This is a genomic window from Microbacterium sp. J1-1 (assembly GCF_024498615.1).
GTDB classification, from domain to species: Bacteria; Actinomycetota; Actinomycetes; order Actinomycetales; family Microbacteriaceae; genus Microbacterium; species Microbacterium aurugineum.
Map to the genome: position 1 here is coordinate 2197443 of NZ_CP089590.1, position 23486 is coordinate 2220928.

Consider the following 23486-nt stretch of genomic DNA (forward strand, 5'->3'; position numbering starts at 1 on the left):
TCAGTCGCGTCAGCGAGCGAAGTTGCCGCGGTAGTACTCGTACACCCAGCCGACGATCGCGACGACGAAGATCGCGAGGCCGATCGGGAGCAGGAAGTGCCCCACAGCCAGGCCGACGACGAAGACTCCCGCAGAAGCGGCGAGCACGATCGGCCACCAGGACCACGGGCTGAACTCGCCGAGCTCGGGGTCACCGTCGTCGATATCCGCGGTGAGGATGTCTTCGGGGAGCTCACCGCTCTGCGCCTTGTGCGTGCGGTCCAGGTAGAACGCGATCATCGCGGCCATGAACGCCGAGAAGAACAGAGCGACCGTACCGACCCACTCGATCCGCATGGCGAAGTTGTCCGCCGGCGTGGCCAGGATGTGCCAGCCGGTGTAGATGACACCGACGAGGGCGAAGAACGCCGTCAGGATCCACCAGAGAATGACATTGTCGCGCATGACTTAGTGGGCCTCTCGCTCGCCGGGTGCCGTGGTCGCGAACTCGGCGGCCTCCGGGTGGTTCAGGTCGAACGCAGGACGCTCGCTGCGAATGCGCGGGATCGACGTGAAGTTGTGACGCGGCGGCGGGCAGGACGTCGCCCATTCGAGCGAAGCGCCGTACCCCCACGGGTCGTTGACCGTGACCTTCGGTGCCTTGCGAGCCGTGATCCAGACGTTCAGGAAGAACGGAAGCATCGAAGCGCCGAGGATGATCGCACCGATCGTCGACACCTGGTTCTGCCAGGTCCAGCCGTCGGCGGCCGAGTAGTCCGCGTAGCGACGGACCATTCCGTCGACACCCAGCCAGTGCTGGATGAGGAACGTCATGTGGAAGCCGATGAAGAGCAACCAGAAGTGCACGTAGCCGAGACGCTCGTTGAGCATGCGCCCGGTCCACTTGGGCCACCAGAAGTAGAAGCCGGCGAACATGGCGAACACGACTGTACCGAACACCACGTAGTGGAAGTGCGCGACGACGAAGTAGGAGTCGGAGAGCGCGAAGTCCAGCGGCGGGGCTGCCAGGATCACACCGGTCAGACCACCGAAGACGAACGAGACCAGGAACCCGAGGGCGAACACCATCGGCGTCTCGAAGGTCACGGACCCTCGCCAGAGTGTTCCGATCCAGTTGAAGATCTTCACGCCGGTCGGCACCGCGATGAGCATCGTCATCAGAGCGAAGAACGGCAGCAGGACCGAGCCGGTGACGTACATGTGGTGAGCCCACACCGCCACCGAGAGCGCGGCGATCGCGATCGTGGCGTAGACGAGCGTCTTGTACCCGAAGATCGGCTTGCGGCTGAAGACCGGGAAGATCTCCGACACGATGCCGAAGAACGGCAGGGCGATGATGTAGACCTCAGGGTGCCCGAAGAACCAGAACAGGTGCTGCCAGAGCAGGACACCACCGTTGGCCGGATCGTAGATGTGAGCGCCCAGGATGCGGTCCGCGGCCGCGGCGAAGATGGCCGCAGCGAGAACCGGGAACGCCATCAGGATCAGGAGGCTCGTGATCAGCGTGTTCCACGAGAAGATCGGCATACGCCACATCGTCATACCGGGAGCACGCATCGTGATGATCGTGGTGATGAAGTTGACGGCACCGAGGATCGTTCCGAAACCGGAGATTCCCAGCCCCACCATCCACAGGTTCCCACCGGCACCCGGCGAGAAGGACGCTCCGGCGAGTGGCTGATACGCGAACCATCCGAAGGAGGCCGCACCCTGCGGCGTGAGGAAGCCTGCGACCGCGATGGTCGAGCCGAAGAGGAAGAGCCAGAAGGCGAAGGCGTTCAGACGCGGGAAGGCGACGTCGGGCGCACCGATCTGCAGCGGAAGGATCGCGTTGGCGAAACCTGCGAACAGCGGCGTCGCGAACATCAGCAGCATGATCGTGCCGTGCATCGTGAACAGCTGGTTGTACTGCTCCTTCGTCGGGATGATCTGCATGCCCGGCGCGAACAGCTCAGCACGGATGACGAGGGCCATCACACCGCCGAGGAGGAAGAACATCACCGAGGCGATCAGGTACATGTACCCGATGGTCTTGTGGTCGGTGGACGTGATCCACTTGACGACGATGTTGCCCTTCTGCTCCACGCGCGAGGAGCTCATGAGAGCGGCCTGGCGGGCGGGCAGACTGGTGGGACGAGATCTGGGAGCCTCGTCGGTACGGGGAGCTTCAGTGGTCGACATGGCTTACTCCCCTCCTTCCTCGGTGTCGGTCGTCGGGGTCGTTCCCGGGAAGTTCGAGAGACGGTCGTAGGCGTCGGTGATGTCGCCCGTGTTGCCCTTCTCTTCGAGCGTCTGGAGGTAGGCCTCGTAATCGTCCTCGGAGACGACCTTCACGTTGAAGAGCATCATCGAGTGGTATTCACCGCAGAGCTCGGCGCACTTGCCGGCGTACTCGCCCTCGCGGGTCGGGATGAAGGACCACGAGTTGTCCTTCCCGATGTACATGTCCTTCTTGTAGAGGAAGTCGATGATCCAGAAGGAGTGGATGACGTCACGCGACTGAAGGTTGATCGTGACCTTCTTGTCGACGGGCAGCACCAGCGTGGGCAACTGCGCTTGGTCGATGTTGCCGTCTTTGTCGGGCTGAGCCTGGATGCCCATCGTCCACACGGCGTCGGAGTTGTCCTCCTTGTCGCCGTCGTACTGGAAGTCCCACGCCCACTGCTTGGCGATCGCGGTGATCTCGACGTCGGGTTCGTCCCACTTGGCTTCGATCGCGGTCTGGTCACGAGCCGTGAAGAAGAACATGCCCAGCACGAGGATGAGCGGCACGATCGTGTAGAAGATCTCGATCGGCATGTTGTAGCGCATCTGCACCGGCAGGCCGGTCTGGCCCTTGCGACGGCGGTACGCGATCGCAGCCCAGGCCATCAGGCCCCAGGTGATGATTCCGACGGCGAGGAGCACGATCCACGAGTTCACCCAGAGCGACGAGACGCGCTCGGTCTGATTGGTGGCTGCGGGGCCACCCTCCACGAAGCCCGGAAGAAAGCCGTTCAGCTCGGTGGGAGAGCATCCCGCCAGGGCCAAGGCTGCCGCAACTCCCACAGGGAGGGCGGCCCAACGAAGGCTGCGTTTCGAGGGCACGATGCACCTTTCAGATCGCGAACAGAGCACACCCAAGTCTAGGGCAACCTCACACCTGATTCATGCCATCCACGCAGGTTGCCGGATGCAGAACGGCCGCCGTCACCGATCGGTGACGGCGGCCGTGGTCCGAGAAGCGAGGATCAGTGGAAGCTGTCGCCGCACGCGCAGCTACCCGCCGCGTTGGGGTTGTCGATCGTGAAGCCCTGCTCGGAGATCGTGTCCTTGAAGTCGATCGCCGCACCATCGAGGTACGGGACGCTCATGTTGTCGATGATCACCTCGACGCCGTCGAAATCGACGGTCTCATCGCCTTCGAGGTAGCGCTCGTCGAAGTACAGCTGATAGATCAGGCCAGAGCAGCCACCGGGCTGCACGGCGACGCGGAGGCGCAGATCGTCGCGCCCCTCCTGTTCGAGGAGGTTCTTGACCTTCGTGGCGGCAGCGTCGGTCAGGGTGACGCCGTGTGCGCGGGTGGTCTCTGGGGAGAGGGTGGTGTCGCTCATGTCGCTCCTTGTGACGGGCCGCAGGTGCACGGCTTCTCGGACGATTCTACCGCCGCACACGCTGTGAGGCTCAGAGTTCGGTGGCATTCATCCGAGCCAGGAGCAGAGCCTCGCTCGCGACGGCATGGCGGAACGTGTCCAGGTGCAGCGACTCGTTCGGGCTGTGGGCCCGCGAGTGGGGGTCTTCGACACCCGTCACCAGGATCTGCGCGGCAGGGAACTCCCGCACCAGATCCGCGATGAAGGGGATGGATCCGCCCACGCCGAGGTCGACCGGAGCGACTCCGTAGCCGTCGCGCATCGCGTCACGGGTCAACGCCACGGCCCACCCGCTCGTGTCGACCAGGAAGCCGTCGCCGAGATCGACGTCGGAGAACGTGAGCTCGGCGCCGAACGGTGCATGGGCGCGGAGGTGGGCTTCGAGCGCCTCGTAGGCTTCCTGCCCCGTCTGGCCCGGTGCGACTCGAGCACTGATCACCACGGTGACCTCGGGAAGGAGCGTGTTGGAGGCTGCGGCGACGGTCGTGGAATCGATACCGATGACGGTGACCGCGGGCTTGTTCCAGATCCGGCTGAGGATCGTCCCGTTGCCGATCGGTGTGGTGGCGGGAAGCAGTCCGGCCTCATCTCGCAGCGTCGCCTCGGTGTAGTCCGGAGTCGCCGCATCGCGCGCGGTCATCCCCTCGACCGCGACCGCCCCGTCCTCATCCCAGAGCGTCGCGAGCAGCGTGACGGTGGCCATCATCGCGTCGGGCACCGCACCGCCGAACATCCCCGAGTGCGACGCGTGGTCGAGTGTCCGCACACGCAGCGTAAAGCGCGCGTTGCCGCGCAGCGAGACCGTAAGTCCCGGCGTCACGGAGTCCCAGTTGCCGGAGTCCGCCACGACGATCGCGTCTGCGCGCAGAGCCTCCTTGTTGTCGGAGAGGAACTGCGCGAAGGAGCGGGAACCGTACTCCTCCTCCCCCTCGATGAACATCGCGATACCCAGGTCGAGATCGTCCCCGAGGACCTCGCTGACCGCCCGGATCGACGCGATGTGCGCCATGACCCCCGCTTTGTCGTCCGCCGCACCACGCCCGTAGAGACGTCCGTCCCGCACCGTCGGCTCGAACGGCGGCGTCTCCCACAGGGCGTCGTCCCCTGGAGGCTGCACGTCGTGGTGCGCGTAGAGGAGGATCGTCGGCTTCCCATTCCGCGCCGCACGGGTGGCGAGGACCGCCGGCTGCCCCTGCTCGTCGGTGCCGGGGATCGCTGAGCGCAGCACACGGACCTCATCGAAGACACCGGTGTCCTCGGCCAGTGACGCGACAGCGGCCGCGCTGCGCTCCAGTTGCGTCTGATCGAACGCCGGCCATGCCATCCCGGGGATCCGCACGAGGTGTCCGAGATCCGACAGCGCAGCAGGGATTCCTGTGGCCACGGCTTCGAGAACGGCGGCATCGGGCTCAGGGGGAAGAACAGGAGAGGTCATGCGAGTAATCTTAAGGTGATCCCCCGCCAGCGAACCGAGGAACTCCGTGTCCACTAACCCCGCCTCCCCTTCGACGAACGACGACGCCTCCGAGACGACTGCCGTCGGCAAGGGGCGCGCGACGCCGACCCGCGCGGAGCAGGAGGCAGCACGTCGCCGCCCCCTGGTCGCCAACACCAAAGAGGCGAAGGCGGCTGCCAAAGCCGAGCTCAACGAGCGTCGTGCTCGCGCCCAGGCAGGCATGGCCGCCGGCGAGGAGAAGTACCTCCCGGTCCGCGACAAGGGCCCGCAGCGCCGCTGGGTGCGCGACTACGTGGACGCGGGGTGGCACCCGGCCGAGTTCGTGATGGGCGTCATGGTGCTGGTCATCCTCGCCTCACTCCTGCCGACGAACATGATGATCTCGTTCTACGCCTACATCGTCATGATGGGGTATCTCGTGATCGCCATCGGCGGCATGGTGCTGCTCGGGATGCGGGTCAAGCGGAAGGCCGCAGCGAAGTTCGGCAAGGATCGCCTCGAGCGCGGCCTCGGCTGGTACGCGGCGATGCGCGCGCTGCAGATGCGCTTCATGCGACTGCCGAAGCCGCAGGTCAAGCGCGGCCAGTACCCCGACTGACCAGTCCTCTGTTGATCTCGCGGCCCCAGAACGGACCGCGGTACAGGAATCCCGTGTAACCCTGCACGAGAGTGGCACCGGCCTGCAGACGCTCCTGCACATCGGCCGGAGTCTCGACTCCACCGACCGCGATCACGCAGAACTCTGCCGGTACCGCGTCACGCACGATCCGGAGCACTTCGAGCGAGCGCTTCTTCAGCGGCGCCCCCGACAGTCCGCCCGCGCCCGCGGCTTCGATCGACGCCGCGTCCGTGAGCAGTCCGTCTCGACTGATCGTGGTGTTGTGCGCGATGATTCCGGCGAGCCCCTCGGTCACGGCCAACTCCGCGATGGCGGTGATCTCGTCATCCGGGAGATCCGGGGCGATCTTGACGAGCAGCGGCGTGGACCCCGATGCTTCCTTGACCGCCCGGAGCAACGGTGCCAGCGTCTCCACTGCCTGCAGCCCGCGCAGTCCTGGGGTGTTCGGAGAGGACACGTTCACCGCGAGGTAGTCGGCGAGCGGGGCGAGGCGGGTTGCCGAGGCCACGTAGTCGGCGGTCGCATCCTCGACGTCCACGATGCGGCTCTTGCCGATGTTGACGCCGATCACCGTGTCCGGTGCGCCACGGCGCAGTCGAGCGAGGCGACGGGCGACCGCATCAGCGCCGTCGTTGTTGAACCCCATCCGGTTGACGACGGCGCGGTCCGCCAACAGACGGAACAGACGCGGCTTGGGATTCCCCTCCTGCGGGATCGCCGTCACGGTACCGATCTCCACGTGGCCGAACCCGAGGGCCGCCAGTCCGCGGACGCCGACGGCGTTCTTGTCGAAACCGGCCGCGATGCCGAAGGGCGACGGGAAGCGGAGTCCGAGTGCATCGACACGCAAGGACGGATCCGGCGCGGTCAGGGCACGGGTCGCCCAGGAGAACGGCGGCGCTCCGAGGACGCGGATCACCGCCATGCCGGCGTGATGGGCGAACTCGGGATCGAAGCGCGAGAGGACAGCGCGGAAGAGCAGCGGATACATCCCTGCCAGATTACCGCTCCTCGGCCTCCTGCTTCGTGTGGTCGGCCCGGAGGTCGGTGATCGCCGCCTCGAAGTCCTCGAGCGAGTCGAACGCCTGGTAGACGCTGGCGAAGCGGAGGAACGCGACCTCATCGAGATCACGCAGCGGACCGAGGATGGCCAGACCGATCTCATTCGTGTCGAGCTGCGACACCCCCGTCTGGCGAACAGCCTCCTCCACGCGCTGCGCGAGGATGGCGAGGTCGGCCTCGGTCACCGGCCGTCCCTGACACGCCTTGCGCACGCCGGAGATGACCTTCTCCCGACTGAAAGGCTCCATCACGCCCGAACGCTTGATGACGTTGAGGCTCGCGGTCTCGGTGGTCGTGAAACGGCCCCCGCACTCCGGGCACTGACGACGCCGCCTGATCGAGAGCCCGTCGTCGCTCGTGCGGGAATCGATGACGCGGGAGTCGGGATGACGGCAGAAGGGGCAGTGCATCTGACCGATCCTACGCGGTGAAGCGCGCCTCGATCGCCTCACCGTGCGCCGGCAGCGCCTCGGACTCGGCGAGAGCGACGACCCCCGCTCGGACGGCGGCCAGTGCGGCCCTGTCGTAGGAGATCACCTGCTGAGGACGCAGGAACGTGTACGCGCCGAGTCCCGGTGCATACCGCGCCTGACCGCCGGTCGGGAGCACGTGGTTGCTCCCCGCCATGTAGTCCCCCAGGCTCACCGGCGTCTGGTCTCCGACGAAGACCGCTCCGGCGCTCGTGAAGGCCGACGCGGCGCTCTCGGCATCGGCGAGGTGGAGTTCGAGGTGCTCGGGCGCGTAGGCGTTGCTGAAAGCGGTCGCCATGGCGCGATCGTCGACGAGGACGATCGCCGACTGCGGTCCTCCCAAGGACGCGGCGACACGCTCGCTGTGACGGGTGAGGACGGAGATCCGCTCGACCTCGGTGGCGACGCGTGCAGCGAGCTCCGCGGCGTCCGTGACCAATACCGCGGAGGCCTGTTCGTCGTGCTCCGCCTGGCTCACGAGGTCGGCTGCGATGAGGCGCGGATCGGCATCGGCATCGGCGACGACCAGGATCTCGGTCGCGCCGGCCTCCGAGTCCGTCCCGACGACGCCGGCGACCGCGCGCTTGGCGGAGGCGACGTAGTTGTTGCCGGGCCCGGAAACGACGTCGACGGGGTCGAGCCCGAGCGAGGCGACACCGTGCGCGAACGCCCCGATCGCCCCCGCTCCGCCCATCGCATAGACCTCGGTCACGCCCAACAGAGCGGCCGCGGCGAGGATCGTCGGGTGGATTCGCCCTCCCTGGTCCGCCTGCGGCGGCGATGCCAAGGCGATCTGCTCCACACCTGCCACCTGAGCCGGCACGACGTTCATGATCACGCTGGACGGGTAGACCGCTTTCCCACCGGGAATATACACACCCACGCGGTGGACGGGCTGCCAGCGCTGCGTGATGACGGCACCGTCGCCGATGCGGGTGACCTGCGCGGCCGGAACCTGGGCTGCGGAGGCCAGTCGCACGCGGCGGATCGCCTCCTCGAGAGCGGTACGCACTTCGGGGGCGAGCTCGGCCAGCGCCTCGTCGATGTGGGCGGCGGGAACCCGGACGGAGTGTCCGGCGACCCGGTCGAAGCGTTCCGCCTGCTCACGGAGAGCGGCCTCACCGCGGTTGCGGACGTCGTCCACGAGGCGGGCGGCGGTGTCGAGCGCCTCGGCACGCGCCTGTGTGGCTCGCGGTACGGCGGCGAGCATGTCAGCGGGCGAGAGCTCGCGCCCCCGCAGATCGATCGTGCGCATTTCAGCCTTTCGTGATGTCGGAGATGTCGTGGAGGTAGCCGATCCGCCCGTCGTCATGTCGCACGACGTAGGCACCTCCACGGTCTTCGATCACGAGCGCCCAGGCATTCGGGCCGATGCGGAACAACGCCTCGCCGCGCTCGTCGTGGACGTCACGCTCAGAGGGCGCGAGGATCCAGAACGGCTGCGCGACGGGAGTCGACTCGCGCGGGTTCGTCGCATCGAGGTCCGCGTCGGCGAAACCCTCCACGATCGGAGCTTCCGTGTCGTCCGGCACGACAGCGGTCTCGTATGTCGCAGCGGTCTCGAGGAGGGACTCGATGCTCCCGGTGTCCGAGACGATCTCGGGCTCCTGCCCCCGAGAACGCCGAGAGTACGTGGGCACGTACTCCTCGTCATCCGTGCCGTGCACGGTGCCGATGTCACCACCGGACGCGTGTGCCGTGAGGGGCACCTGCGCGGCGAGGTCGACGCGCTCGACCTCGTCCGTGGCCTGGCTCCCGGAATCCCGGCTGTCGGCGTCTGCGACCGGAGGAAGCGCGGAAGCATCCACGCTCACATCCGTCCGGTCGCCGTCGGCGGCGGTCTGTGGCTCGGGCCCCGTGAGGACCGGTTCGGGTCGCGGTCGCGCGATGACGGGGCGCACCGGATTGGCATTGCGGTGGGCCAGGGTGACCAGACGTCCGTGGAAGTCCTCTTTCAGCCCCGGGATGAGTGGCGCGAAGACCGTGAGCACGACCAGGGCCAGAGCGGCGACGGCCATCACCACCCCGCTCCACGGAAGTGACCAGAACCCGGTGGCGATCAGCCCTGAGATCGTGAGCCACACGTTCCCGGCCCAGACGACGGCTGCGACCGAGAAGGCCACAGAGGCGAATTGGTCGATGCCGAGCGACCCGACGCGACGGATACCGTCAGGCGAGAAGCGACGGAGCACGAGCAGGAACACGGCGACCGTGGGGACACCAACCGGAAGGATCCACTGGATTCCGACGCCCCAGAGCGAGGCGCCCCCGGCCAGCGGGAAGAACGACACGACGAACGAGACCAGCCACACGCTGACGATGAGCAGCTCGCGGAGGGTGAATCCGAGGATCCCGTACTCCGGAGTCACCTCATCGTCGTAGAGGACACCGTCGTCATCGCTGAAGTCCGCATCTTCGACACCCGGCTCGGGGAGTTCCGTGCTCATGCGTGGTCCTTTCGTCACCGTGCTCGACGGGGGGATTCGTCGTGCTGCCGACGGCTCATGATCCTACCCGCTCACCCCAGACAGGTGGGTCCGAGAAGGGACTTGAGGTCACCGAAGAGGTCTGCCGAGACCTTCACCGGCATGGGCACCTCGAAGACCTTCGCAGTGCCGCCTCGGTGCACGCGGAGCAGCACCTCCGTGTCGCCGTTGTGCCGACGTAGGACCTCGGCGAGCTCACCCATCACCCGCTCGGTGGCACGTTGCTCCGCCAAGACCAACGACAGTGGCCCTGCGGCGTCGAACGAGCCGATGTCGGGCGCGAACGCGGACTGCGCATGCAGGTTGAGGCCGTCATCACGACGGGACACGCGCCCGCGCACGGCGAGGATCGCATCCTGTTGCAAGGTGTGCTGGAATTCGGTGTAGGTCTTGCCCATGAACATCACGGTGACCTCGCCGTTGAAGTCCTCGACCGTGATCATGCCGTACGGATTACCGCTCGCCTTGGCCACGCGGTGCTGCACGCTGGTCACGAGGCCCGCCACGGTCACCTGATCACCGTCCTGCAGGTCTTCGGAGTTGTTGAGGTCATGGATCGAGATCGACGCATGCTTCGCGAGCGGCACCTCGAGACCGGCCAGCGGGTGATCGGAGACGTACAGGCCGAGCATCTCCCGCTCGAAGGCGAGCTTGTCCTTCTTGACCCACTCGGGGCGGGCCGGCACCTTGGCCGGAGCGGCCTCTTCCACGCCGTCGTAGAGACTGTCGAAGTCGAACCCGATCGCGCCCTGTGCCTCGTTGCGCTTGCGGTCGACGGCTGCCTCGACCGCGTCTTCGTGCACTTCCATGAGCGCTCGGCGGGTGTCGCCCATCGAGTCGAAGGCGCCGGCCTTGATCAGGGACTCCACGGTGCGCTTGTTCGAGACATGAAGCGGCACGGTGTCGAGGAAGTGGTGGAACGAGGTGAACCGCTCCCCCTTGCGCGCCTGCACGATCCCTTCGACGACGTTGCTGCCGACGTTGCGCACAGCGCCGAGGCCGAAGCGGATGTCGTCTCCGACGGCCGCGAAGAAGTTGATCGAGTCCGAGACGTCGGGCGGAAGGACTTTGATCCCCATGCGACGGCACTCGTTCAGGTACAGGGCCATCTTGTCCTTGGAGTCGCCCACGCTGGTGAGCAACGCCGCCATGTACTCGGCGGGATAGTGCGCCTTGAGGTATGCGGTCCAGTACGACACGAGTCCGTACGCCGCGGAGTGGGCCTTGTTGAAGGCGTAGTCCGAGAAGGGCAGCAGGATGTCCCACAGCGCCTTGATCGCGTCCTCGCCGAAGCCGCGCTCCTTCATCCCGCCCGCGAAGCCCTCGTACTGCTTGTCGAGCTCCGACTTCTTCTTCTTGCCCATCGCGCGACGGAGGATGTCTGCTTGCCCGAGGCTGAAGCCGGCGACGGCCTGAGCGATGGCCATGACCTGCTCCTGGTAGATGATGAGCCCGTACGACTCCTCCAGGATCTCCGCGAGCGGCGCTTCGAGCTCGGGATGGATGGGGGTGATCTCCTGCACCCCGTTCTTGCGCAGTGCGTAGTTGGTGTGCGAGTTCGCGCCCATCGGACCCGGGCGATACAGGGCGATGAGGGCCGAGATGTCACCGAAGTTGTCCGGCTTCATCAGGCGCATCAGCGAACGCAGCGGCGGACTGTCGAGTTGGAAGACGCCTAGGGTGTCTCCGCGCGCGAGCAGCTGATACACACCCGGATCGTCGAGACCGAGGTGCTCGAGGTCGAGTTCTTCGCCCCGGTTCGTCCGGATGTTGTCGAGCGCATCGGAGATGATCGTGAGGTTGCGCAGCCCGAGGAAGTCCATCTTGATCAGCCCGAGCGACTCACACGACGGGTAGTCGAACTGCGTGACGATCTGGCCGTCCTGCTCGCGCCTCATGATCGGGATGATGTCGAGCAGCGGATCGGACGACATGATCACGCCGGCGGCGTGGACGCCCCACTGACGCTTCAGCCCTTCGAGACCGAGAGCGCGGTCGAAGACGGTCTTGGCCTCCGGGTCGGTCTCGATCAGCGTGCGGAACTCGCTCGCTTCCTTGTACCGGGGGTGCGCCGAGTCGAACATGCCGTCCAGGGGCATGTCCTTGCCCATCACGGGCGGCGGCATCGCCTTCGTCAGGCGCTCCCCCATGCTGAAGGGGAACCCGAGAACGCGCCCCGCGTCCTTCAGCGCCTGCTTCGACTTAATCGTGCCGTAGGTGACGATCTGGGCGACACGCTCGGATCCGTACTTCTCGGTGACGTATTCGATGACCTCGCCGCGGCGACGATCATCGAAGTCGACGTCGAAGTCGGGCATCGAGACACGGTCAGGGTTGAGGAAGCGCTCGAAGATCAGACCGTGCTCGAGCGGGTCGAGGTCGGTGATCCGCATCGCGTAGGCGACCATCGACCCGGCACCCGAACCACGGCCGGGACCGACACGGATGCCGTTGTCTTTGGCCCAGTTGATGAAGTCCGCGACGACGAGGAAGTAGCCGGGGAAGCCCATCTGCAGGATGATGCCGGTCTCGTACTCGGCCTGCTTGCGCACCTTGTCGGGGATCCCACCGGGGTACCGGTAGTGCAGGCCGGCCTCGACCTCCTTGATGAGCCAGCTGTCCTCGGTCTCACCGTCGGGGACCGGGAAGCGCGGCATGTAGTTCGCCGAGGTGTCGAACTCGACCTCGCAGCGCTCGGCGATCAGGAGCGTGTTGTCGCAGGCCTCGGGGTGATCGCGGAACAGCTGCCGCATCTCGGCGGCGGTCTTGATGTAGTAGCCGTCGCCGTCGAACTTGAAGCGGTTCGGATCGTCCATGGTGGAGCCCGACTGCACGCACAGCAGAGCCTCGTGAGCGTCGGCCTCGTGCTGGTGCGTGTAGTGCGAGTCGTTGGTCGCGACGAGTGGGATGTTGAGGTCTTTCGCGAGGCGGAGCAGGTCGGTCATCACCCGTCGCTCGATGGAGAGACCGTGGTCCATGATCTCGGCGAAGTAGTTCTCCTTGCCGAAGATGTCCTGGAACTCTGCAGCCGCCGCGCGCGCCGCGTCGTACTGCCCCAGCCGCAGTCGCGTCTGGATCTCGCCGGAGGGGCATCCTGTGGTCGCGATGATGCCCTTGCCGTAGGTCTGGAGCAGCTCGCGGTCCATGCGGGGCTTGAAGTAGTAACCCTCCATGCTCGACCGGGAGCTGATCCGGAAGAGGTTGTGCATGCCCGCGGTGCTCTGGCTCCACATCGTCATGTGGGTGTACGCGCCCGAGCCGGAGACGTCGTCGCTCTTCTGGTCCGGTGAGCCCCACTGCACGCGCGTCTTGTCGCTGCGGTGCGTGCCCGGGGTCATGTATGCCTCGAGCCCGATGATGGGCTTGATGCCTGCGTTGCGCGCCGCGTTGTAGAACTCGAATGCCGCGAAGGTGTTGCCGTGATCGGTCACCGCGATGGCCGGCATCCCGTATTCGGCGGCTGCCTGGGTCATCGCATTGATCTTCGCCGCACCGTCCAGCATGGAGTACTCGCTGTGCACGTGCAGGTGGACGAAGGAGTCGGATGCCATGCCTTCGAGTCTACGGCGGAGCCCCGACACCGGAGGTCGGCGCCGGGGCTTCGTCGAGGGGCTACGGTGCCGCGTCGACCACGCTCACCGTGATCGTCCTCCACGTGTCAGGGACGTCTTCCGGCATGATGCCGGCCCCCGCGTCTTGCCTGATCGCGGAACCGACCACCAGGCCGGTCGTCATGTCGACCGAGATCTCGATCTTCACCAACCGACCGGCGTTGGAGGAGCAACACCTCTGTCACCGTGTCGATCGACAACGAGGCGAATCTACGGAGCCTCATCGACGACTTGGACAGTCGTCGTGAGTTCGTGATCAGGAACGGAGTCCGGAACGATGCCCCCGCGCGGGCCGTCGTTGATGGTCGAGCGCACCACCTGCGCAGTGCGCGTGTCGATCGACATGGAATAGCTGCGATCAACTTGCGGGAGTCCTGAGAACAACAGCGTGACGACATCGCCCTCGCTGTCCACAATCGATACGCCAGGGATGAGGCTCAGGGCTCTGTACATCGCAGCCTTGAGATCCGCCGGTGCAGACCCCTGCTGCAACTCATCGATGAGGAATGTCACAGCACCGATACCCGCCGACGCCGCTTCGTCTGCTCGCAGGTATGCCGTCGTCCAAGCCAGGAGGGCAGCTGGATCTCGCGGCATCTCCGCGTACTGGACATAAGTCTGATTCGGAACCGGCGTCCCGACGTGCCCCCCACCCTGGTACCGCAAGACCTGCGGATCCACGCGCCAGCTGAATCGATCGAGCCACTCTTGAGACAGGCGACCCGCCTCCCCTCCGAACAGCTCGACGACCTGCAGGTCCGCGTTGAGCACCTGCACCCATTCGCCTGTCCTGTCGGCGGGGATGTACCAGGTTTGGGAGCTTGTGGAGACCCACGCCGCCGTCGCCTGCGTCCGGTTCGCATTTCCTTGGTCCTGGGGGGAGTAAAGCTCGAGGTTTCGGATCTCCTGGTGAATTCTGAGGTACTGCCCGGGGCCTGCAACCGGCCCCGGGTCGTCACCGACGACCGTCGCCGCTCCGACCAAGACCGTCTTGGCCGTCGGCGGTTCAGGCGCGGGCGAGATCGTTGGCCCAGGCGTCGCGGTCGGCTCGAGAGCCGGCCCCGGCGTGCGCGTCGGCGCCGCCTCCACGGTCGGCGTAGGCGACGGCGCCGTGATCGCACTCACGACGAGCACTCCGGCGGTGACTGCAGCCGCCGCGCCGAGGGCGCCGGCGGCGATGAACCAGGGCCGCCGCGCCGCCCGCGGACGCGCGGGTCGGCGCTCCTCCTGGATCTCGGTCAGGAGGAGCGCCCGCGCAGCGGCGAGGTTCTCTTCGGCTCCGTCTATCTCTGGCTTGGTCCACCGAACCTTCTCAAACTCGTCCACGGGTCTCTCCCCTCTTCTGCTGCTGCTCGAATGCCTGAACTCTCCGAGTGGAGTCCAGTCGTCCGCGGACCCGGTTCAGCCGCGATCGCACGGTTCCCACGGGAACCCCGAGGGCGACGGCGACCTCGTCGTAGCTCATCCCCTGCCAGGCATAGAGCAGGAGGGTCTCGCGGTCTCGGGGAGCGAGCGCGGCGATACGCGCTCTCAGTGTCGCGACCTCGCGCTCCGCGTCGACGCGAGTCAGGGCATCATCCAGGCCCCCGAGTGTTGATTGCTCATGTTGCGACACGGATGCCGCGAACGACCTCCACTGCTTGGCCTCGACCGCGCGCTGCCGGCGGATCAGTCGTGACGCGATCCCGAGCAACCACGGCGCCGCCGATTCGGCGTCCGTGTCGAAGTCGGCGCGCCGCCGGAAGGCGACGAGGAAGGTCTCGCTCAAGACGTCCTCTGCCGCATGGCGGCCGACTCTGTACGTCGCGAACGCGTTGACCGCGCGCGCGTGCCTGTCGAAGAGTTCGGCGAACGTTGCCGGACGTTGAAGAGATCGCTGGATGATCTCGCTGTCTGTGGTCACGCTATGTATTGGCCGTGAGTCACCGATCGGTTCACGCTTTCTTCGACGATCTCTGTGGCGCCCCCAGGTCGAGCCTCATCAGCACCCGTGGGAACCCGTCCAGCACGGAACCCGTATCCGCGGCTTTCGCGAATCCTGCACCCTCGAAGAGCGCTCGCGTGCCGACGTATGCCATCGTCAGATTCACCTTCTCGCCGCCGTTGTCGACCGGATAGCCCTCGATCGCGGGCGCACCGCGCTCTGTCGCATATGCGACAGCACCGTCGATCAGCGCATGCGAGATGCCCTGCTTCCGGTGCCCGGGGCGTACCCGGAAACACCACAGCGACCAGACGTCGAGGTCATCGATCTGCGGGATGAGCCGGTTGCGGGCGAAGCTCGTCTCGCGTCGCGGATGCAGTGCCGCCCAGCCGACAGGCTCGTCGTCGAGATAGGCGATCACGCCAGGGGGCGGATCCTGGTGGCACAGCTCGCGCACCCGGTCGGCGCGGGCCGGGCCTTTGAGCGCAAGGTTCTCCTTGTTGCCGATGCGATAGCTCAGGCAGAAGCACACGTTCGACGTCGGCTTCTTCGGCCCGACGAGGGTTGCGACATCGTCGAACACGGTTGCAGGACGAACCTCGATGCTCATGCGCTCAGTGTCGCGCACGACACCGACATCGAGCCGGCGCAGCGCCGACTATTCGCCGCGGAGCACGTCGAGCGCGTGCTGGAAGTCTGCCGGATAGGGCGATTCGAACTGCACCCAGTCCCCCGTCGCCGGGTGCGCGAACGCGAGCTGATGTGCGTGCAGCCACTGACGTGTGAGCCCGAGCCGGGCTGACATCGTGGGGTCGGCGCCGTACAGCGGATCGCCGACGCACGGATGCCGATGAGCAGCCATGTGCACACGGATCTGATGCGTGCGTCCCGTCTCGAGATGGATCTCGAGGAGCGAAGCGCCCGGAAATGCTTCGAGCGTCTCGTAGTGGGTCACCGAGGGCTTCCCGTCGGGAACGACGGCGAACTTCCAGGAGTGGTTCGGGTGGCGCCCGATGGGCGCGTCGATCGTTCCCGCCAGCGGATCCGGGTGCCCCTGCACGACCGCGTGATAGACCTTCTCGACCGTACGATCCTTGAACGCCTGCTTCAGCGTCGTGTACGCCTGCTCGGACTTCGCCACGACCATGAGACCGCTCGTGCCGACGTCCAGCCGGTGCACGATCCCCTGACGCTCGGAGGCACCGCTCGTCGCGACGCGGAATCCGGCTGCCTCGAGTGCACCGACGACGGTGGGCCCCTCCCACCCGACGGACGGGTGCGCGGCCACGCCCGTGGGCTTGTCGACCACGATGATGTCGTCGTCGTCGTACACGACCCCGAGCTCGGGAACCGCGATCGGAATGACTCGCGGCGCCTCCTTCGGCGCCCATTGGACTTCGAGCCAGCCACCGCCGTGCAGGCGGTCTGACTTATCGAGCGTCACGCCGTCGAGACGGACCCCGCCTGCCGCAGCGACATCCGCGGCGAAGGTGCGGGAGAAACCCATGAGCTTCGCGAGCGCGGCATCCACCCGCGTGCCGTCCAAGCCGTCAGGAACCGGCAGAGATCGGGATTCCACGTCAGCGGCCTTCCGATGCGGGAGCCGCATCCTCCGAGGATGCGTCATCGTCGCCCGCGTCCCCCTCGTCCGCGTCGGTCTCGGTCTCCGCTTCGGCGGCGATCGCCGCTGCTTCCGCCTCTTCCTCGGTCTCGACCACCGCGTGATCGCGCTCGCGCGTTCCGTCGAACCGCAGGCCGAAGACCACGAGCAGGGCCACCGAGATCATGCCGGTGACGATGAAGATGTCCGCGACGTTGAAGATGGCCGGCATCATCCACGGCATCGAGATCATGTCGACGACATGTCCCACCGGGAACCCAGGCTCCCGGAACAGTCGATCGGTGAGGTTGCCGAGCACGCCGCCGAGCAGGCAGCCGAGAACCACGGCCCACAGCCGGGACTTGAGCCCGAACGCCTTCCAGATGATGATCGACGCGACGACCGCGAGGGCGATCGTGAAGATCCAGGTGACCTCGGACCCGAGCGAGAATGCCGCGCCGGGGTTGCGGACGTAGTACAGCTGAAGGAACTCACCGAGAACCGGGACCGGTACCTGCAGCGGCAGGTTCTCGATCGTGAGGTACTTCACAAACTGATCGGCGGCCAGCACGAGCGCTGCGAGGATCGCAACGATCGCACCGGCCGCCGACCGACGAAGGGGACGACGTCCTGACAAGAGGGCGCCTTACAGACCGATCGCGGAGACGGGCGTGGAGTCCGTGGACGCCGACTTCTCGTCGAGCTCGCGGAGCTGGCCTTCGATGTATCCGCGCAGCTGCGAGCGGTAGTCGCGCTCGAAGTTGCGGAGTTCGGTGATGCGAGCCTCGAGCGTGTTGCGCTCGCGCTCCAGGCGTGCCGACTCCTCGCGCTGCTTGGCCTCGGCCTCGGTGCGGATCCGGGCGACCTCGGTCTCGGCCTCGGCGATGAGCGCGTTGCGCTTCGCCTCACCCTCGGCGACGTGCTCGTCGTGCAGACGCTGTGCGAGCTCGATGATGCCGGCGGTCGCGGTCGCGGAACCGGTCGGAGCAGGCTCTGCGGGAACCTCGGCGACGGGAGCCGGAGTCTCGGGCGCAGCAGGTGCCGCGGCAGGAGCAGCGGCCTCGGGGGCCTCGCCGGACTCGTAGGCGGCCAGCTTGGCCTTCAGCTCGACGTTCTCTTCGAGAGCCTTGCGCCACTCGATGACGATCTCGTCGAGGAAGTCGTCGACCTCGTCCGGGTCGAAGCCGTCCTTGAAGCGGACGTGCTGGAACTGCTTGGTGACGACGTCATCCGGGGTAAGTGCCATGAGTGGCTCCTCTTTCGATGAGTACGAATGCCAGTATCGATGTATGGCGTGGTCGTGATGTGGCGCGAACCCGGGGCGCGCACCTGGGTGCCAGCATAGCCCCCGCGCCTCAGCGCCGCGATGTCACGACACCCAGAGACCACGAAGTCCGCGTGGCGGATCCTGGCGGATCGCCAGGAGGTCAGCGGATGAACAGCCGCACGATGTTCATCAGGACCAGCACGATCAACAGGGTGAGCGTGAACCCGAAATCGAGCGACAGGGAACCGATCCGCAGTGGCGGGATGAGCCGCCGGAAGAACCGGATGGGCGGATCCGTGACCGTGTAGACAGCCTCAGCGGCGACCAGACCGAACCCCTTGGGACGCCACTCCCGATTGAACAGGGGGATGTAGTCCAGGATGAGGCGCGCGAAGAGCACGAAGATGTAGAGCAGCAGCACCAGATGAACGATGCTCGCTGCGACGGAGACCAACTCCACGAGCTACGACTGGTCGAAGCCCGCAGACTCAGCGTCTGCGTGCGCGATGCCCCCGTGGCCCGAAACGGCGATGTTCTCCGGCGAGAGCAGGAACACCTTCGAGGTGACCCGCTCGATGCGGCCGTACAGTCCGAGGGAGAGTCCGCTCGCGAAGTCGATGAGACGGCGCGCGTCGGCATCGCTCATCTGGGAGAGGTTGATGATGACCGGGACGCCCTCGCGGAAGCTCTCCGCGATCAGCTGAGCGTCGCGGTACTGCTTGGGGTGGACGGTGAGGATCTCGTTCACGGCTCCTGCAGAGGGCTGGCGGACGGCGACGGGACGACGGAGGGGCGTGACGGGAGCCGGAGCCGGCTCTTCGCGCTCGCGGTCGCGCTCGCGGTGAGCGCGCGCAGGAGCCTGCGTCTCCTCCTCGTAGACCTCTTCCTCGTCGGCGAGGCCGAGATACACCATGGTCTTCTTCAGCGGGTTACCCATCGTGTCCTCCGGTTCGAACGTTTGGGGCTGGTCTTTTCACAGGTTAACCCCGGTCGGGCCGGGGGCCGGTGATTGCGGAGCCGATCCGCAGGTGTGTCGCGCCGGCGTCGATCGCCTCCACGAAGTCGCCGGTCATCCCGGCGGAGATCCACGATGCGGAGGGCTGAACGGCGCGGACGCCCTCAGCGACGGCGCGCAAGCGCGCGAATGCAGCGCCGGGTTCTTCGTCCAGTGGCGCGACCGCCATGACGCCCCGCAGACGGAGCGATGGCAGCGCCAGCACGTGCTCGGCGAGTGCGACGGCATCAGCGGGTGCCACTCCCCCGCGGCCAGGATCGTCGGTGAGGTTGACCTGTACGAGCACGTCGAGGAGACCATCGTCCTGGGCCGCGCGGTCCAGCGCGTCGGCGAATCGGCCCCGGTCGACGGAATGCACGACGTCGGCGCTGCGCCGGATGGCCGCGGCCTTGTTCGTCTGCCCCTGGCCGATGAAGTGCCAGGTCAGGTCGAGGGCTGCGAGTTCCGCCTGCTTCGCCGACAGTTCCTGTTGCCGGTTCTCTCCCACGTCGTGCACGCCGAGCGCGTGCAGTTCACGGACCAGAGACGCCGGATGGAACTTCGTCACGACGATGCGGGTGAGCTCCGCCGGATCCCGCCCCGCGGCGCGCGCGGCGACGGCGATGCGTTCGTCGATCGCCGTCAGCCGCGCCGCCAGGTCCGACCGCCCCTGCCCGTCGGCCGCAGTGGTCACTTCAGGAATTCGGGGATGTCGATGTCGTCGTCTGCGAAAGCCGGCTCGATGCTGGTGGTCGGCACTCGCTGCTGCACCGGCTCTGCCGGTGCCGCGTCGCTCTTCGCCTCCGGCTCCTCCTCGAGGGAGACCTCGGGGAGAGTCGCCGCCGAGGGCCGGGAGACGACCATCGGGTCCAGTCGGAGCGAAGGCTCACCACCGTCGAATCCGGCCGCGATGACGGTCACGCGCACCTCGTCGCCGAGAGTGTCGTCGATGACGGTACCGAAGATGATGTTCGCCTCGGGGTGTGCCGCTTCCTTGACGAGGTCGGCCGCGTCGTGGATCTCGAAGATGCCGAGGTTCGATCCTCCCTGGATCGAGAGCAGCACGCCGTGCGCACCCTCGATGGAGGCCTCGAGCAGAGGCGATTCGACCGCGAGCTCGGCCGCCTTGATCGCGCGATCGGCACCGCGGGCGGAGCCGATGCCCATGAGGGCGGAACCTGCGCCCTGCATGACCGACTTGACGTCGGCGAAGTCGAGGTTGATCAGACCCGGGGTCGTGATCAGGTCGGTGATGCCCTGGACACCGGCGAGGAGCACCTGGTCCGCGGTGGCGAAGGCCTCGATCATGGAGATCCCACGGTCGCTGATCTCGAGGAGACGGTCGTTCGGCACCACGATGAGGGTGTCGACCTCTTCCTTGAGCTTCGCGACGCCCGCCTCTGCCTGGCTCTGGCGACGGCGACCTTCGAACGAGAACGGCTTGGTGACGACACCGATGGTGAGCGCACCGATGGACTTCGCGATGCGGGCCACCACGGGAGCACCACCGGTTCCGGTGCCGCCTCCCTCGCCGGCGGTCACGAAGACCATGTCCGCACCGGTCAGGGCCTGCTCGATCTCCTCGGCGTGGTCCTCCGCGGCACGGCGCCCCACCTCGGGGTCTGCTCCGGCGCCGAGACCACGCGTGAGTTCCCGACCGACGTCGAGCTTGACGTCGGCATCGCTCATGAGCAGCGCCTGGGCGTCGGTGTTGACGGCGATGAACTCGACTCCGCGGAGACCGAGATCGATCATGCGGTTGACGGCGTTGACGCCGCCACCGCCGACGCCGACGACCTTGATCACGGCGAGGTAGTTCTGGTTCTGGCTCATGGCCGGCCTCCGATTATTCGAGCCTGAAAAGGATGAACCTTAAACCTCAACTAGAGGTGTAAAGTATTTCCCGGTATTGCGTTCTCTTGATCGAAGGTAAGCGCCGCCTGGCCGCGCGCACGCAACCACTTGGGCGTGTCGCGCCATTCCCCACGAAAGAGGTCAGCCGACGACGGCGACTTCGGGTGACGTGACGTCGATCGACCGCGCCCCGGGATGGGCGCCCATCGCCGCTGAGAGGGTCAGTGCCTTGAGCCCCGAGTCCTCCGCGCTCCCCCAGACCACCGTCAGCCCACTGCTCAGCGTCAGGGTCACGTCGTCCTGGGTGGTCGCCGCGACCCCCGCCAACTGCGATCGGACATCGGCGGGCAAGGACCTCACGACGAGCCCCGCGCTGCGGAACGCGGCGGAATCGACCCCGCTGTCGATCTCGATCAGAGGCTGCCCTGCGGGCTGATCGGGCGTGGTCGAAAGCGCCACCCCCGCTGCGTCCACGAGCGTGAATCCAGCGTTCGAGCGGATCACGCCGACCGGCGTGCGTTCGACGATGCGCACCGTCAGGTCATGCGGAGGCCGCGCCTCCAGCGCATACGTCTCGATGAGAGGGAACGCCAGCAGCGCGGCCTTCACCTCACTGGAATCGACCAGAGCCAGCGGCGTGCCGAGCTGATCGCTGAGCGCCGCCTCGACCGCGGAGGGATCGAGGCTGGTCGCCCCGACGACCGTGATCTTCTCGACGGCGAACAGCGGGCTGTACGCGGCCGCGATGCTCCCTCCGATCACGACGACCACGGCGGCGAGGCTGCTCCACCAGATGATCCGTCGTCGCCGAGAGCGTTGGGTGAACCGGCGGATCTCTGCGCGGAGAGCCTTGCGCCGGGCGCGCGCCGCGCGCCAGACATCCCTCGTCGAGGTCGGTTGCGGCGCATCGACCGTCGCTTCCTCCGCCGGTGCGCGCTCCTCGGCGACAGCGGGCCTCTCCTCCGCCGCGGCAGCGGACTTCTCCTCCGCCGCGGCGCCGGGCCGACTCGGACGCCGCGTCGCCTGCGTCGCGGCGCCCTTCTCCCCCGAACTCTCCGGGGTGGACGGAAGCGGTGCGGGCCGACGCATCGGCTATGCCTCGTCGGTCCGGCGGAGGGACTCCAAGACCTGCGGGATGATCTGATACACGTTGCCGCAGCCGAGGGTCACGACGAAGTCTCCGTCGCGCGCCACGGTAGCCGTGTAGTCGGCGGCCTGTTGCCAATCCGCCACGAAGTGCACGTGCGACGGGTCGCGGAACGCGTTGCTCACCAGCTCGCCGGTGACTCCGGGGACGGGATCCTCACGCGCCCCGTAGACGTCCAGCATCACCGTGTGGTCGGCGAGTTCCTCGAGGACGTCGGCGAACTCCTGGTACATGTGCTGCGTGCGGGAGTAGGTGTGCGGTTGCTGGATCGCGATGACCCGCCCCGTGCCCGCGATGCCGCGCATCGCCTCGAGAGCAGCCCTGACCTCGGTCGGATGGTGCGAGTAGTCGTCGTACACGGCCACGCCGCGCGCGACCCCGTGCTGTTCGAGGCGGCGAACCGTTCCCGCGAAACCCTCGACGGCGCGGACCGCGTCGACGAGGGGATACCCGAGGGCGCGCAGCACCGTGACGACGCCGGCCGCGTTGATGGCGTTGTGTACACCGGGGACGGCGAGCTGCATCCGCACCTGCTCGCCACCGTGGGTGATGGTCGCTGCGACGCCTCCGACGGTCACGAAGTCGGTGACGCGCACATCCGCATCCGCCGCTTGACCGAACGTGAGCACGTTCGGATGGGTGATCCCGGCGCCGACTCGGAGCGCCCCGGCATCGTCGCTCGAGATCACGACGGCCTCCGAGGCGGCATTCGCGAACCGGACGAACGCGTCGTGGAAGGCCTCGTCCGAACCGTAGTGGTCCAGGTGATCGGGATCCACATTCGTGATGAGAGCGACCGCGGTGTCGTAGAGCAGGAAGGTGCCGTCCGATTCGTCTGCTTCGACGACGAACAGGTCGCCCGATCCGGTGGCGCTCGACGTTCCGAGCTGCTCGATCACACCGCCGTTGACGAAATGGGGGTCGGCCCCGAGCTCCCGCAGTGCGGTGACGATCATGCCCGTCGAGGTCGTCTTGCCGTGCGCGCCGGCGACCGACACCAGGCGACGGGACCCGATCAGCCAGTGCAGCGCCTGGGAACGGTGGATCACGTGCAGTCCACGCGCCTTCGCGGTGACGAACTCGGGGTTCTCGGGCCAGATCGCGCCGGTGTGCACGACCGTGTCGGCGTCGCCCAGGTACGCGGCATCGTGACCGACATGGACCGTTGCTCCCGCCGCGGCCAACGCCCGCAGGTTGTCGCTGTCGGCGCGGTCACTTCCGGAGACGCGGATGCCCGCGTCGAGGAACATCTTCGCGAGCCCGCTCATGCCGGAACCGCCGATGCCGATGAAGTGCGCGGAGGTGATCGTCTCGGGAAGTGGGAGGGAGAGGTCGGGTCTGATCATGTCCGGTTCAGTCTACTT

The 23486-nt window shown here is 66.8% G+C and carries 24 protein-coding genes; 1 reads left to right on the forward strand and 23 read right to left on the reverse strand.

Annotated features, from left to right (window positions below; translation table 11 throughout):
- Positions 1-9 precede the first annotated feature (9 nt).
- The 5 genes from LRQ07_RS10455 to LRQ07_RS10475 form a co-directional block, all read right to left on the reverse strand.
- Entirely contained in the window at positions 10-444 is a 435-nt protein-coding gene (locus tag LRQ07_RS10455) for a cytochrome c oxidase subunit 4 (RefSeq protein WP_047524053.1), read from the reverse strand.
- Between the two features lie 3 nt (positions 445-447).
- The gene (gene ctaD / locus LRQ07_RS10460; protein ID WP_047524054.1) at positions 448-2181 is read right to left on the reverse strand and encodes a cytochrome c oxidase subunit I; all 1734 of its coding nucleotides are present in this window, start codon (positions 2179-2181) and stop codon (positions 448-450) included.
- A gap of 3 nt (positions 2182-2184) precedes the next feature.
- Positions 2185-3087, reverse strand: coding sequence for a cytochrome c oxidase subunit II (gene coxB / locus LRQ07_RS10465; protein ID WP_248540639.1), 903 nt, complete (start codon positions 3085-3087; stop codon positions 2185-2187).
- A gap of 143 nt (positions 3088-3230) precedes the next feature.
- On the reverse strand, positions 3231-3593 hold the full coding sequence (gene erpA, locus LRQ07_RS10470) for an iron-sulfur cluster insertion protein ErpA (RefSeq protein ID WP_017830247.1): 363 nt from the start codon (positions 3591-3593) through the stop codon (positions 3231-3233).
- 70 nt (positions 3594-3663) lie between these two features.
- Positions 3664-5067, reverse strand: coding sequence for a dipeptidase (locus LRQ07_RS10475; protein ID WP_256534533.1), 1404 nt, complete (start codon positions 5065-5067; stop codon positions 3664-3666).
- A 46-nt stretch (positions 5068-5113) separates the two neighbouring features.
- Between LRQ07_RS10475 and LRQ07_RS10480 the strand changes: the two genes are divergently transcribed.
- Positions 5114-5686, forward strand: coding sequence for a DUF3043 domain-containing protein (locus LRQ07_RS10480; RefSeq protein WP_232761640.1), 573 nt, complete (start codon positions 5114-5116; stop codon positions 5684-5686).
- Here the strand turns inward: LRQ07_RS10480 and LRQ07_RS10485 are convergent.
- The 18 genes from LRQ07_RS10485 to murC form a co-directional block, all read right to left on the reverse strand.
- Positions 5661-6698 (reverse strand): quinone-dependent dihydroorotate dehydrogenase, encoded by a 1038-nt coding sequence (locus tag LRQ07_RS10485; RefSeq protein ID WP_256534534.1) that lies wholly within the window; start codon positions 6696-6698, stop codon positions 5661-5663. The two genes, LRQ07_RS10480 and LRQ07_RS10485, sit on opposite strands and share 26 nt — an antisense overlap.
- A gap of 10 nt (positions 6699-6708) precedes the next feature.
- Positions 6709-7179 carry a transcriptional regulator NrdR gene (nrdR, locus tag LRQ07_RS10490; protein WP_047524059.1) on the reverse strand — a complete coding sequence of 157 codons (471 nt, stop codon included), beginning with the start codon at positions 7177-7179 and terminating at the stop codon, positions 6709-6711.
- A gap of 10 nt (positions 7180-7189) precedes the next feature.
- Complete coding sequence (gene hisD / locus LRQ07_RS10495; protein WP_232761638.1) at positions 7190-8494, reverse strand: histidinol dehydrogenase; 1305 nt, start codon at positions 8492-8494, stop codon at positions 7190-7192.
- Between the two features lies 1 nt (position 8495).
- Positions 8496-9686, reverse strand: a complete 1191-nt coding sequence (locus tag LRQ07_RS10500; protein WP_256534535.1) for a hypothetical protein — start codon at positions 9684-9686, stop codon at positions 8496-8498.
- A gap of 71 nt (positions 9687-9757) precedes the next feature.
- Positions 9758-13276: a DNA polymerase III subunit alpha gene (gene dnaE / locus LRQ07_RS10505; protein ID WP_256534536.1), complete on the reverse strand. Its 3519-nt coding sequence runs from the start codon at positions 13274-13276 to the stop codon at positions 9758-9760.
- A gap of 61 nt (positions 13277-13337) precedes the next feature.
- The gene (locus LRQ07_RS10510) at positions 13338-13484 is read right to left on the reverse strand and encodes a hypothetical protein (protein WP_256534537.1); all 147 of its coding nucleotides are present in this window, start codon (positions 13482-13484) and stop codon (positions 13338-13340) included.
- 62 nt (positions 13485-13546) lie between these two features.
- Complete coding sequence (locus LRQ07_RS10515) at positions 13547-14662, reverse strand: hypothetical protein (protein WP_256534538.1); 1116 nt, start codon at positions 14660-14662, stop codon at positions 13547-13549.
- The gene (locus tag LRQ07_RS10520; protein WP_256534539.1) at positions 14649-15239 is read right to left on the reverse strand and encodes an RNA polymerase sigma factor; all 591 of its coding nucleotides are present in this window, start codon (positions 15237-15239) and stop codon (positions 14649-14651) included. Before LRQ07_RS10520 ends, LRQ07_RS10515 begins: the two co-directional genes overlap by 14 nt.
- Positions 15240-15270: 31 nt before the next feature.
- Entirely contained in the window at positions 15271-15870 is a 600-nt protein-coding gene (locus LRQ07_RS10525; protein WP_256534540.1) for a GNAT family N-acetyltransferase, read from the reverse strand.
- 48 nt (positions 15871-15918) lie between these two features.
- Positions 15919-16839: an RluA family pseudouridine synthase gene (locus LRQ07_RS10530; protein WP_256534541.1), complete on the reverse strand. Its 921-nt coding sequence runs from the start codon at positions 16837-16839 to the stop codon at positions 15919-15921.
- A 1-nt stretch (position 16840) separates the two neighbouring features.
- Positions 16841-17497 carry a signal peptidase II gene (lspA, locus tag LRQ07_RS10535; RefSeq protein ID WP_256534542.1) on the reverse strand — a complete coding sequence of 219 codons (657 nt, stop codon included), beginning with the start codon at positions 17495-17497 and terminating at the stop codon, positions 16841-16843.
- 9 nt (positions 17498-17506) lie between these two features.
- Complete coding sequence (locus LRQ07_RS10540; protein WP_047524063.1) at positions 17507-18106, reverse strand: DivIVA domain-containing protein; 600 nt, start codon at positions 18104-18106, stop codon at positions 17507-17509.
- Between the two features lie 181 nt (positions 18107-18287).
- Positions 18288-18587, reverse strand: a complete 300-nt coding sequence (locus tag LRQ07_RS10545) for a YggT family protein (protein ID WP_047524064.1) — start codon at positions 18585-18587, stop codon at positions 18288-18290.
- A 3-nt stretch (positions 18588-18590) separates the two neighbouring features.
- Complete coding sequence (locus tag LRQ07_RS10550; protein WP_131491280.1) at positions 18591-19064, reverse strand: cell division protein SepF; 474 nt, start codon at positions 19062-19064, stop codon at positions 18591-18593.
- Positions 19065-19107: 43 nt separating this feature from the next.
- Positions 19108-19815 carry a YggS family pyridoxal phosphate-dependent enzyme gene (locus LRQ07_RS10555; protein ID WP_232761629.1) on the reverse strand — a complete coding sequence of 236 codons (708 nt, stop codon included), beginning with the start codon at positions 19813-19815 and terminating at the stop codon, positions 19108-19110.
- Positions 19812-20954: a cell division protein FtsZ gene (gene ftsZ, locus LRQ07_RS10560; protein WP_134351529.1), complete on the reverse strand. Its 1143-nt coding sequence runs from the start codon at positions 20952-20954 to the stop codon at positions 19812-19814. Before ftsZ ends, LRQ07_RS10555 begins: the two co-directional genes overlap by 4 nt.
- A gap of 162 nt (positions 20955-21116) precedes the next feature.
- On the reverse strand, positions 21117-22064 hold the full coding sequence (locus LRQ07_RS10565; RefSeq protein ID WP_256534543.1) for an FtsQ-type POTRA domain-containing protein: 948 nt from the start codon (positions 22062-22064) through the stop codon (positions 21117-21119).
- A 3-nt stretch (positions 22065-22067) separates the two neighbouring features.
- Positions 22068-23468: a UDP-N-acetylmuramate--L-alanine ligase gene (gene murC / locus LRQ07_RS10570; protein WP_256534544.1), complete on the reverse strand. Its 1401-nt coding sequence runs from the start codon at positions 23466-23468 to the stop codon at positions 22068-22070.
- Between the last annotated feature and the right edge of the window lie 18 nt (positions 23469-23486).